Annotated in this window: 12 protein-coding genes; 2 read left to right on the top strand and 10 right to left on the bottom strand. The window is 39.3% G+C overall.

From position 1 onward, the window contains the following. Positions 1–82: 82 nt before the first annotated feature. From ACQCT8_RS02995 to ACQCT8_RS02970, 6 genes are all read right to left on the bottom strand, one after another. Entirely contained in the window at positions 83–532 is a 450-nt protein-coding gene (locus ACQCT8_RS02995) for a MarR family winged helix-turn-helix transcriptional regulator (RefSeq protein WP_426868354.1), read from the bottom strand. 158 nt (positions 533–690) lie between these two features. Continuing rightward, positions 691–2,265 carry a bifunctional metallophosphatase/5'-nucleotidase gene (locus ACQCT8_RS02990; protein WP_426868352.1) on the bottom strand — a complete coding sequence of 525 codons (1,575 nt, stop codon included), beginning with the start codon at positions 2,263–2,265 and terminating at the stop codon, positions 691–693. A gap of 148 nt (positions 2,266–2,413) precedes the next feature. Then, entirely contained in the window at positions 2,414–3,214 is an 801-nt protein-coding gene (phnE, locus tag ACQCT8_RS02985) for a phosphonate ABC transporter, permease protein PhnE (protein ID WP_426868350.1), read from the bottom strand. Next, positions 3,214–4,008 carry a phosphonate ABC transporter, permease protein PhnE gene (gene phnE / locus ACQCT8_RS02980; RefSeq protein ID WP_426869120.1) on the bottom strand — a complete coding sequence of 265 codons (795 nt, stop codon included), beginning with the start codon at positions 4,006–4,008 and terminating at the stop codon, positions 3,214–3,216. The genes phnE (ACQCT8_RS02985) and phnE (ACQCT8_RS02980) overlap by 1 nt, the downstream gene beginning before the upstream one ends. A 13-nt stretch (positions 4,009–4,021) precedes the next feature. Beyond that, on the bottom strand, positions 4,022–4,804 hold the full coding sequence (gene phnC / locus ACQCT8_RS02975; RefSeq protein WP_426868349.1) for a phosphonate ABC transporter ATP-binding protein: 783 nt from the start codon (positions 4,802–4,804) through the stop codon (positions 4,022–4,024). A gap of 206 nt (positions 4,805–5,010) precedes the next feature. Next, on the bottom strand, positions 5,011–5,931 hold the full coding sequence (locus ACQCT8_RS02970; protein ID WP_426868347.1) for a phosphate/phosphite/phosphonate ABC transporter substrate-binding protein: 921 nt from the start codon (positions 5,929–5,931) through the stop codon (positions 5,011–5,013). Between the two features lie 310 nt (positions 5,932–6,241). Between ACQCT8_RS02970 and ACQCT8_RS02965 the strand changes: the two genes are divergently transcribed. Then, positions 6,242–6,976: a ZIP family metal transporter gene (locus ACQCT8_RS02965; protein ID WP_426868346.1), complete on the top strand. Its 735-nt coding sequence runs from the start codon at positions 6,242–6,244 to the stop codon at positions 6,974–6,976. 54 nt (positions 6,977–7,030) lie between these two features. On the opposite strand, the gene ACQCT8_RS02960 is transcribed toward ACQCT8_RS02965, so the two are convergent. Continuing rightward, positions 7,031–8,203, bottom strand: a complete 1,173-nt coding sequence (locus ACQCT8_RS02960) for a pyridoxal phosphate-dependent aminotransferase (RefSeq protein ID WP_426868344.1) — start codon at positions 8,201–8,203, stop codon at positions 7,031–7,033. A 96-nt stretch (positions 8,204–8,299) separates the two neighbouring features. On the opposite strand from ACQCT8_RS02960, the gene ACQCT8_RS02955 reads away from it, so the two are divergent. Continuing rightward, the gene (locus ACQCT8_RS02955; RefSeq protein ID WP_426868342.1) at positions 8,300–9,082 is read left to right on the top strand and encodes a carbon-nitrogen family hydrolase; all 783 of its coding nucleotides are present in this window, start codon (positions 8,300–8,302) and stop codon (positions 9,080–9,082) included. Positions 9,083–9,331: 249 nt separating this feature from the next. Here the strand turns inward: ACQCT8_RS02955 and ACQCT8_RS02950 are convergent, their stop codons facing one another. From ACQCT8_RS02950 to ACQCT8_RS02940, 3 genes are all read right to left on the bottom strand, one after another. Continuing rightward, positions 9,332–9,895, bottom strand: a complete 564-nt coding sequence (locus ACQCT8_RS02950) for a metalloregulator ArsR/SmtB family transcription factor (protein WP_426868341.1) — start codon at positions 9,893–9,895, stop codon at positions 9,332–9,334. 348 nt (positions 9,896–10,243) lie between these two features. Then, the gene (locus ACQCT8_RS02945; RefSeq protein WP_426868339.1) at positions 10,244–10,708 is read right to left on the bottom strand and encodes a methylated-DNA--[protein]-cysteine S-methyltransferase; all 465 of its coding nucleotides are present in this window, start codon (positions 10,706–10,708) and stop codon (positions 10,244–10,246) included. Next, positions 10,701–12,164, bottom strand: coding sequence for an ATP-binding protein (locus tag ACQCT8_RS02940; protein ID WP_426868337.1), 1,464 nt, complete (start codon positions 12,162–12,164; stop codon positions 10,701–10,703). Before ACQCT8_RS02940 ends, ACQCT8_RS02945 begins: the two co-directional genes overlap by 8 nt. Positions 12,165–12,187 lie beyond the last annotated feature (23 nt).

Genomic DNA, 12,187 nt, shown 5'->3' with positions numbered 1-12,187 from the left:
AATAAAAAAACTGCCCAGACATCGGCAGTTTCTTAAAATATCTTGCTTTATATCCAAAATAAATGACAAAAATATTTATTTCTCAGTATGAGAGGTCCCTTATAGATAATCCAAGCTTTTTCAAAAGTTCTATAGCCTGTTCCTGCTCTTCTGATGTTAAGACGGACATCATGCTGTGCAGATTTTTTTCATGGTCGGGAAAAATTTCAGACATAAAATCATTGCCCTTTTCTGTAGTCTCCGCATAGGTGACTCTTCTGTCCTGAGGGGAGGCAATCCGTTTTATAAAACCTTTTTTCTCCAGTTTATCTACTACATAGGTTATACTGCCGCTTGCTAATAAAATTTTCCCGCCTATTTTCTGGAGGGGCTGTTTCCCTTTATGATAAAGCAACTCAAGCACCGCAAATTCAGTAGGATTTAATCCCTGCTGCTGAATAAAACGATTACTCATTTCGTTCATTGATTTATATGCCCGTGAAAGTACAATAAATAATTTCAAGGATTGTTCATAGTCTACAGTTTCGCTCATTACAGTCAGTCCTTTTTTATACACTTTTTATAGTAGTATATCGATATATTTTAAAGGAAGTCAAACACAGTTTATAAGCTTTGCTGGAATCTTATCTCCTGCCGCCACAAAAAATAGCATACAACACTAAACGCAGCGAAAGATTGTGTGAGTCTGACTCATCTGTGAGCATTAGAATTAATTACTTTAAAATTATTATTCACTTCCGCTTTTATCGTTTGCTTTTCAAGGAGATCCTCAGCTAGAAGCTCAGCCATATCGATAAGTATTTCTTTTACAACAGGCTTGTCTTTAAACATGGTAAAATTACCTCCACCGCCTGCTCTGTAATTATTCATAACGACGTGATGAGGTCCTTCGTCGGGAAACTCGAGCTCAATTACCCGCTCCCCAATTGGCTTTGCAACATCTATTGTATATGAAATGCCTTCCCACATATCGTAGTTATAATGCTGAGGCTTTGGCAAAACAAATTCAGGGTTAACGCCGATTTGACCCTCTTCATCTACTTTAAAGTAAGATGCAGACTGTTCAAGCGCTTTCTTTATATCTGCTTCTGAAAGCTCAAGCACTGTTAAGGTATTGGGATAAATATAGTTTGAAACGATCTCTCTCATTGTCACTTTTGAAGGGAGACCCTCAGAGACATTGCTTAATAAAGATGTCGCAGAAATACTTACCCCCGAAGCCTTCATTTGTACTCTATTGATCCACTCTATCATCGGATGCTCATGCGTTCTGACGTTCAAAGGATTTTGAATCGTCATATCCCCATCAATATAGCCAATTGGCTGATCCAGCCATTTTTGCGTTTCCAGCTCCTGAAAATAAACAATATCTAATACCTCTTTGTCAGGGCGCTGATTTGCCATTGATACGATTTCGCCCTCTATTTTTTCAACCCTCCAGGAGTTTGTTCCTTTTTTAAGATGAATGACTGCTTTGCCTATCTCCTGACCATTGAAACCGGGCTGAATAATAAATGTGTCATTCACGCACGTAGACAGGGTTCTATGCTGATGACCGGTTAATAAAAGATCAATTCCAGCTACTTCCTTTAAGATTCGGCATCCCTGATTTTCACCTGTTTGCTGTTCAGTAGGTTCCCCTGTTTCCAGATCGCACTCAAACCCTCCATGATAGCTGACTATAAGAACATCGGGCTGTTCTGTTTCATGAATAAATTGCACCCATCTTTTTAAAGATGAAAGAGCATCCTCAAATGCCAATTCTTTTATATGAGATGGATTCTCCCAATTCGGTATGTAATGTGTGGTGATCCCGACTATGACAATTTTTACTCCTTTTACTTCCTTGACTGTGTAAGGATAGCCGAAATACGATTCTTTTGTACCGCTGTGTAATATGTTTGCTGACAGCCACGGAAAAAAAGATTGACTGACCGCTCTGCTGACAATTGACATTCCGTAATTAAACTCATGATTTCCAATCACAGCACAATCGTACTGCAGATGGTTCATTACTGAAATGACGGGGTTTGGCAGATGATCGCGGAATTTTGCATAGTGGTAGGTTAAAGGTGTACCCTGTATGCAATCCCCATTATCAATCAGCAAAAGATCCGGCTCCAGATTTCTCATATCTTTTATATAAGAAGAAATACGCGCAAGACCATTAGGGGTTTCTTTATTCGCAGCGTAATGCAGCGGCATGATATGTCCGTGAATATCACTGGTTTCGAGTATGGTAATTGATACTTCATTGAGTGCCATCTTATCCACCCTTTCTCTTTGTAAATATCTTACCAAAAATAAAGTGAAGCCAACTACTATTATTGGCTTCACTCTAATTTTATTCTATATTTTCTATTAAGTCTTCAGCTGATTTAGTACTTTAAGTATAACAGGCGCTTGATCGGGTTTAAACAATCCTTTTTCGAATCGCAGCTGATATAAAGTCAATAATTGTCACAACCACTATGATGATCAGAATGATCAAACCCATCTCATTCCAATTCCGGTTGCTTGAAGCAAAGAATATCAGCGTTCCAATCCCTCCAGCTCCTACTACTCCAAGAATAGTAGACGCTCGAACATCGACTTCAAAACGGTAGATTGCATAAGATAAGAACTCAGGTATTACCTGCGGAATGACACCGTGAAATAAAATTTGCAGCTTATTTGCGCCATTTGCTTCCATCGCTTCAACAACCTTCATGTCAATAGACTCAAGCACTTCAGAATACAATTTCCCAAGCATGCCTGTTGATCCGATCGCAATTGCAAGTACACCAGCAAACGGATTAGGGCCAACTGCCACAACAAATAATAATGCAAGGATTAAATCAGGAAACGCACGAACTGCACTCAAAATCCATTTTCCAACCCCTGTTAAAAAGCGATTATTGGTCATATTATTCGCTGCCAAAAACCCTAAAGGTATAGCTAAAATAGCCGCCATTAACGAGCCGGCGAATGCAATATAAAGTGTTTCAATCATTGCATCCATCACTTTATCTAATGCATTCCAATCAGGACTGAACAGCCTAGGAATAACCCGTTCAAAGTTATTAGCCATCCGCTCAATTGCTCTAGCCCAATCAATATTGATTCCAAGAAACGTCCAAATATAAAGAGCAATTACAACTGCTGCAATAATACTTCTCTTTACAGTCTTAACCGGGCTGCTTTTTTTCTTCGGGGGCATCTGCAATTCAGCCATCACACAATCGCCTCCCTGATTTTATTGCTGATAAATTCGATAATAACAACCAGCACAAAAATCCCTATGATGATTGCCATTGCATTTTCCAGATTGTATAGTCTTATTTGTTGATCGAGCACCAGTCCAATTCCTCCTGCTCCCACTAGACCAAGCACAACCGATGCCCTGATGTTTATCTCAAACACATACAAGACTAGCGATGAAAATTGCGGCAGGACTTGAGGAACCAGTCCATAATAAATGGTTTGAATCGTCCCCGCCCCAGAAGCCTGCATGGCTTCAAGTGGATTCATATCAACGGATTCAATCGTTTCACTTATCAATTTAGCCAGAATTCCAAGTGAAAAAATGATTAATGCCAGAATACCTGGAAAAACACCCAAGCCAAAAATGCCGACAAAAATAAGCGCTAACACAATATCGGGTATCGTTCTTAACACATTTAGAAAAAACCTCATAAATCCATATAAATATTTATTAGTGGTAATATTCTGTGCGCCAAGCAAACTCAGTGGTACACATAAAATAGCCGCTACTGTTGTCGCAATAATAGCCATTTGAATCGTTTCTGAAAAAGCGGCAACTACAGATGAAGCAGTAAGAACTTCAAAGTTCGGTGGAAAGAACTTAGCCAGCAAAGCAAATAAATTCGGCAAACCTATCACTAGCTCCGCTGGTGTTGAATTCGTTTGGTAAGTGCTAAATAAATATAAAGCCAGTACCACACCAAATATGAGCAGTAAACGGGACTTGGTTTTTGCTGTATAAATTGACGGCGTTTTCCCTGGCATTATCTGCCCATTATCAGTCTTCTTCACGATCAGCACCTCCGCGCATATCGTCTTCACGAATCGCACGGCCGTATATTTGTTCAAATGTCTGTTCATTGACTTCAGAAACCGGACCGTCAAAAACGACTTCTCCTGCTCTCATACCGATAATACGGTCTGCATATTCCATCGCCATATCGATAAAATGCAAGTTTACGATGGTGGTGATCTTATCTTCACGATTAATTTTTTTCAGATAAGACATAACCTGATGAGAAGTGGGGGGATCAAGTGAGGCCACAGGCTCATCTGCCAGAATGTAAGAAGGTTTTTGAGTGAGAACCCGCGCAATACTAACCCTCTGCTGCTGTCCGCCGCTAAGCTCATCTGCACGGTTGTAGAGTTTTTCTTCAATATTCACTCTTCTCAGGCTTTCATAGGCTAAAGAACGGTCTTCTTTACTGAATAGATTCACAATTGACCGGAACGTTCCCGTGTGGCCCAGTCTTCCTGCCAATACATTTTTCATGACATTTGACCGTTTTACCAGATTATAATTCTGAAAGATCATACCGATTTTTGTACGGAGCCGGCGAAGATCTTTTCCTTTAAAAGTTAAAATATCCTGTTCATCTACCAGAAGTGCTCCTGAAGTAGGAGTCACAATTCGATTTATACTGCGAATAAACGTCGATTTTCCAGCCCCGGATAATCCGACAATCACAACAAATTCCCCATCATTGATTGTTACATTTACATTTTTAAGCCCTTGTGTACCGTTTGGATAGACAAGAGATACATCTTTAAATTCGATCACCCTTCTTCAACCCCCAAATTATCTATGCTTTTTTGATAACAATACCAGCTTTTTAAATAGGAATATCTCGATTTCCAACCCGCTTAAAAAGTTGATCCCATGTAATTTCAATCCACTTAATTTAATTTGAATTTCATTGAAAAACAACGTGAAAATAAAGAGGGGAAGAGTCTCCTCTCCCCCTCTAAAATCAGTTTACTTGATAATTAGTCAAGAGAAATTGAATCTTTAAACTCTTGGTACGTATCTTTTACTACCTGATATTCTTCATCTGTTGCTTCATCAATTGCATCCCAATTATAAACAGAGTTCATAATTTCGATCATTTCTTCATCGTCATTAAAAGAAAGAAAAACTTCTTTGATTTCAGCAACCATCTCATCACTTAGTTCAGGCACAACTGAAATTGTATCATTAGGAATTTCGTCTGTATAACCAATCACTTTAAGTTTATCCATCACATCAGGATACTCTTCTTCAAGTTCACTTCTTGCATCATCAAACGTAGTAGCTACGTCTGCATCGCCTTCGTAAACTGCAATTGCTGCGTTATCGTGGCCGCCAGCAGCAGTTGAATTGGAGAAAAACTCTGTCTGCAGCGCTTCAACTGAGTCAAGATCAAACTCGTTCATTAACTGAGAAGCAGGGAATAAGAAACCTGAAGTAGAAGCTCCGTCTGGATATGCCCATACTTTACCTTCCAAGTCTGCTAGAGTTTCAATACCTGAGTCTGCTTGTACAACATATTGTGCTTTATACGTTCCGGAGCCGTAACGGATTGATTTTAAAATAACTTCGACATCATATTGTTCATTTGCTAGAACATAGCCAAAAGCTGGTATAAAACCAACCTGCACCTGATTAGCCCCCATAGCTTCAACCAGTGCATTGTAGCTTGTTAACACTCTTCCTTCTACTTCAACGCCAAGCTCTTCACCAAGTCGGTCTGCTAAAGGCTCAACTGTGTCAGCGATTGTATCAGAATCCTGGGAAGGAACAAAACCGATAACCAGCTTATCAGGATCTCCTCCATCAGAACCTTCACTGCCTGACGTTTCTTCTTCACCGCATGCTGCTAAAGACAACCCAAGAACAAGAACAAGCATAAAACCGTAAAGCTTTTTCATTCGTGTTTTCCTCCTAAAATAGTTGTAATCAACTTGCAATACTCAATATACAGGACTATTTGACTTAATTCTATTACTTTTTTTACTTGTTTGTAATATTATTCAGAAAATTTACAAATAATTCTTTATCTACCTCATTTGAAAGCGATGTCATGCTCTTAGGATTTACATTTTCTTTACAACTATTTACATTCATAGCAGATGCAATTTTCTTTTTTGGAAGCATATATATCCCTTGCTGCTGACTATATATGATAAAGTAGTGTTTAGTTATTTTTTTCGCAGTACTTTAAAAGAAAGTTGGTCAGCTATGGACAATGTTTTTGTAGGCAGTACTTTATCAGCAATGTCTACTGGCTTAGGCGCATTGCTCGTTTTATTTTTACAGGGCAGTCTCACTCATAAATGGAGAGATATGCTGCTTGCTTTCACAGCAGGAATTATGATGGCAGCCGCTATGCTCAGTCTGATACCAGAATCGCTAAACAGTGGAGGACTTGTTCCGGTAGCCGTGGGTCTTTTTATAGGAGTTCTTACATTGACTACAATGGAAAAAGCCATCCCTCATATGGATTTGGATCACAGCAAAAGCAATATGGAAATAGATCCAAAAGCCATGCTGGTGGTTGCAGCGATTACCCTTCACAATATTCCGGAGGGTTTATCAGTGGGTGTGAGCTATGCATTGGGTGAAACTGGAGATACAGGCAACTTAATTGCTTTTGCGATCGGTTTGCAAAATGCGCCTGAAGGGTTTTTAGTTGCTCTCTTTTTAATGAACCAGAAAATGAATAAATGGAAAGCGTTTATCATTGCTACTTTAACAGGTGCGATTGAAATTGTCTCTGGACTTCTTGGATTTTATTTAACTTCCTATGTTGAATTCTTAGTTCCATACGGTTTGGCATTTGCTGCTGGAGCTATGTTATTTATCATCTATAAAGAATTAATTCCAGAAAGCCATGGCGACGGAAATGAAAGACCTTCCACCTATTCATTTATTATTGGTATTTTATTTATGATTGCTTTAATTGAGTTATTATAAGAAAAGGCTGACCAGCAGGTTTTAAGCACCCCCGCTGATCAGCCTTTCTTTATTTTAAAACAAATTCAGTTTCTTGATTCTTAGGGCTGCTTCCCTGATCCGGTCTTCTGTGGCAAGCATGCCGACTCTTACATATCCTTCTCCATATTCTCCAAATCCGATGCCCGGAGCCATAACGACATTAGCCTGCTCTAATAAGTGATCAGAAAAAGTAGAAGAGGTAAATCCTTCAGGCACTTTAAACCACGCAAAAAATGATCCTTTAGGAGCCTGCACATTCCAGCCTATGGATCGAAGCTCCTGAACGAGTAAATTCCTTCTGCTTTCATATATATTACTTAATTCAAGAGCAGATTTATAAGAAGAAGACAGTGCTTCTTCTGCTGCCTCCTGAACAGCTCCAAAAACGCTGACATGCAGATGGTCTTGAAGGACATTAAGACTTTCGATGACAGAAGAATTCCCTACAGCAAAACCAATCCGCCACCCTGCCATATTAAACGTTTTAGACAGCGTATAAATTTCAAGACCATTCTCAATCGATCCTTTTGCCTGAAGAAAGCTTGGCGGTCTTATTCCGTCAAACCCAATGGAACCGTATGCAAAATCATGCACAATAAAAATGCCATGTTTATCTGCAAATTGGATAGCTGATTCAAAAAACGCTTCATCTGCAATACCGCCAGTAGGATTATTAGGATAATTTAAAAACATTAATTTTGCCTTTTTAGCGGCGTCTTCAGGAATTTGGGAGAAATCAGGTTTAAAATCGTTTTCTTCAAGCAGCGGCATCTTATGCATGATCGCATCAGCAAGAGAAACTCCAGACCAATAATCCGGATAGCCTGGATCCGGAACTAAAACAACATCTCCAGGGTTGGCTAAACATTGGGGAAGTTCCACAAGACCTGCCTTGCCCCCGAGAAGCACCGATACTTCTGAATGAGGATCAATTTCCACCCCGTACTCCCTATGATAAAAACGCGCAACAGCTTCCTTTAAATAGTCCATTCCCCGAAACGGTGAATATTTATGGTTCAGTGGATTTTCAGCTGCTTTTTGAAGTCTTTCAACAATATGTATAGGTGTTGGAAGATCAGGATTGCCCTGCCCTAAATTAATGACATCATGGCCTTCTGAAACCCGTTTCGTTACTTTTTTTGCAAGTGAAGCAAAAAATTGATCAGGCAGCTCTGTCAAACGAACTGATTTTTCAAACTTTTTCATTTAAACATCCTCTCTTTCTCTTTTAAATCGTTGTAACAAATGGTATAACGAATAAAACCGTATGTAAAGATTCTTTCGACCATGGGAGGGCTAGAAATGAAAATAGGATTACTGCAGATGGATATAGCATTTGGAGAGCCAGAAAAAAACAGGAAGCATGTGGAAACTCAATTTAAAAGGCTGGAAAATCAGCAGTATGATTTAATTATGCTTCCAGAGTTATGGACAACCGGTTATGATTTAACACAGCTTGAGGAGATAGGAGATTTGGAGGCGAAAGAGTCGATTTCCTTCCTTCAGCGTCTGGCAGTCCGATACCGCGTGAATATAATAGGCGGTTCTGTTGCCAACAGAAAGAAAGATTCTGTTTACAATACATTAATTGTGGTCAATAAACAGGGAGAACTTGTGCACCTGTATGATAAGCTGCATCTGTTTAAACTGATGGATGAACATACGTATCTGTCAGCGGGTGAAGACTCGCCTTCCTTTACATTGAACAATATTCATTTTGGAGGATTTATCTGCTACGATATCCGATTTCCTGAATGGATTCGAAAACCAGTCCTGGATGGTGCAGAGGTCATTGCAGTAGTGGCGGAATGGCCTGAGGCAAGGACAGACCACTGGATAACCCTTCTGCGGGCACGGGCCATTGAAAATCAAAGCTATGTTTTTGCGTGCAACCGTGTTGGAAAGGATCCGAACAACTCCTTTGGAGGGAACTCACTAATTATAGATCCCTGGGGGAAAATTATCGTTCAGGGATCTGCAAGGGAAGAGCTTGTCACCGCTTATGTTGATCTGTCATTGGTTAAACAAACAAGATTAAAAATACCGGTATTTGATGACCGGAGGGAAAAATTTTATTTAAGATGAAAGTACCGGTAAGGGAAGCCGCTTGCAGTTGTTATGGCGGTAAGCGGCTTTTACTCGTTTATGAGCCTGGGACAAAACTTTCTCAGGCTCGTTTGACCGGTTCGCTGCGATTCAGGCGGACGCTTTCAGCACGGACGGACCTTTTCATCCTCCTGCCTTAAACTGCTAATATATTCTGCTTCATTTGCAAACTTCCCTGCAATACCCCAACCGCCTTAACGTTCTTTCTCTTGTACGTAGACTGCCTGGTTACTTAAGCCACATTTCACGAGGATTTACTTCGTAAATACCTTTATCACGGAACATGAGCTGATGGTTAATAAATTCCCTTCTGAGCGTGGCATAATCCTCATGGTACTTTTCAATGAATATATTTATTTCTTTTTCTGAATATTTTTTTCCTACTTCTAATTTTTCTACAAGATATTCAAGTACAATCAGTTTTTTCTTCCGTTGAGCTGGAATTGTTTTCAATCTGCCTTCTTTAGAAAAAAAATTTTTAAGTATCTTATCTTTATCTTCCACTTCCTGCACCTCCTCTTTGTAATCCATAATTGCTAGAATGCTGGTCAAATGCTGTGTCATCATTTTTTTATTCAGTTCAAAATAAATGGTGTTTTTATCTCTTCTTGAAATTACCACTCCGCTCTCTCTTAATTTATTTAAATGATGAGTAATCGTAGGTGGAGTGAGACCTAATTTACCTGCTATAGCTTGGCCGTGCAGAGGCTTCGCAGCAAGGAGATGAAGAATTTTAATACGGGTCGGGTCACCAATTGATTTTAAGAATAGCACCTGTTTTTCAAGCTGCATAGCTATCTCCTTTCATAACCATCTAATTAGATTTATATCAAACTAATAGTATTCTGTCAATTTAGTTTTTGATTTATTTTCAGAAAAGCAGGCAAAAAAAAGAACCTTTGACAATATGTCTCAGGCTCTCTGATTGGTTTACTTTGCTGAAGACGGATGCTTTCCGGAGGGATTTTCAAGGCGTTGTTTTGTAAGGCTAAAAACACCCTCTCATCCAGCTGCAGCAGCTTCCTTATGCTCATTTAATATTAAAGATGTATATTTAATTAATTTTATAATACTATCATTAACTGTTTATAATCTCGCTTGCATAGCCGGATATTGCGAGATGCTGGACTTGCTGTACATTCAAATTTGTTGCTTTTCAAGCTGAAGAAGGGTTTCCTTTTTAGTTGTTTCGCTCCCAGCATAGCCGGTCAGAGAGCCATTTTTACCTATAACCCGATGGCATGGGATTACAATTGGCAATGGATTTTTCCGATTTGCCTGCCCCACAGCTCTTACGGCTTTTACACTGCCAATTTGTCTCGCTAGATCCTGATAGGAACAAGTTGTTCCATAGGGGAGATCAAGTAAACCCGACCAGACCTTTTTTTGAAAGTCGGTGCCCTCAAAATGAAGTGGCAATTCAAAGGTTTTTCGCTGTCCGGAAAAGTATTCGTTAAGCTGTTGTTCCGCTTCATCCAAAATACCGTTTGAAGCTTCTGCATCACTAAAGTCATTATTATTTATAAATTCAATTTTAATCAGCGCTTCTTCATTTGCAGTTAATCGTAAGTAGTTTATCGGACTTTTCATTACGCGCTCATACATTTTTCTCATCCTTTGCAAAGGGAAATATAACAGTAAAGACAGAACCCTTTTCCCTCCAGCTCTTCACTTCAACTCTGCCTCCATGCTCTTCCACAATTTTATAGCTTACCACTAACCCAAGCCCTGTACCGTTTTCTTTTGTTGTGTAAAAAGGCTGATTTAATTTTTTCAGATGATCTTCTGGTATTCCGCAGCCGGAATCCTTTACCGTTACATACTGAGCGTAGTTGTCAGTGTGATAATTCAGTGAAATCTTCCCGCCTCCTGAAATGGCCTCTATTCCATTTTTGACAAGATTAATAAACACTTGTTTTAAACGGTTAGCATCTCCATAAAGCTCCAGTTCTTGTCCAATTGACTGCACTGATAGCTCAATATTATATAATGTAGCCTGAGCTTGCATTAAATCAGCAGTTTCTCTTATAATATTCGCCAGATTCACATTTTTTAACGAACTGGCTTTTGGCTTTGCCAGCATTAGAAATTCTGTCATAATCGTCTCTATGCGCTGCAATTCAGACATGATAACACCAAAATACATGCTGTGATCTTCTTTTACACTGGACTCAAGCAGCTGAATAAACCCTTTTAGTGCAGTCATTGGATTTCTTATTTCATGAGCGATACCGGCAGCAAGCTGACCTACAATTTTTAATGTATCATGCTTATTTATCTGCTCCACCATCTGCACCATTTCTGTTACATCTCTTAAGACAGTAAGCGTATACTGTTCAGTAATACCCGGCTCTGTGACCACTTCATAAAAACGGTCCTCAAATTGACAGATGGAAGTCTGAAGATAATCAGAATGAAGATAGGGTGACAGTTTTTTTTGAAAATCATTGTCGAGTGGCAAGGTAATTTCGTGGTCTTTAAAAATGCTGATTGTATAATTTGAACATAAGGCAGAATCAATAGATAAAAATGCAGCGGCCTGCTGATTCATCGTGACGATATTTCCATCCTGATCAGAAAGAAGAAGCCCATGCATCGCTTTAGTAAAAACCTGCTGATAAACATCTTCTCCTGGAGGAGGTTCAACTTCTGTAAAATCTCTAATTATAAGCAGCACAACCGAATCACGCTCAATCAGTATAAGATCACATTTACACTTAAGATGTATTCCGCCGGATTTGAATACAAAATGATCTGTCATTCTTTTTTCTTTAATTAAGGACAGCAAAAGACGGTAAAAGCCGGCATGATCTTCCTGAGGCATCAGATCCGTTATGCTTTCTGCTAAACGGGTTGGTGATTCAAGCTGCAGAAATTGACTTGCAGTAGAGTTATACAGCAGGATTTTTCCTTTATCATTAAATAATAGAACGCCTTCACTCATATTCATTAAAACTTGCAGCGCAACTTCTTCCATCACCACGGGTTGAAGAGTATCTTTAATAGACCAGTTTTCCTGTAACTTTCCAAATTTTTGCAAAGTCATCACCTCAACTTCCATGAGTAAGCATCCTTTTAAGACTG

Origin of the sequence: Jeotgalibacillus proteolyticus, assembly GCF_050107735.1 — a bacterium.
Taxonomy (GTDB): Bacteria; Bacillota; Bacilli; order Bacillales; family Jeotgalibacillaceae; genus Jeotgalibacillus; species Jeotgalibacillus proteolyticus_A.
This window is presented reverse-complemented; position numbering and strand designations above follow the sequence as displayed.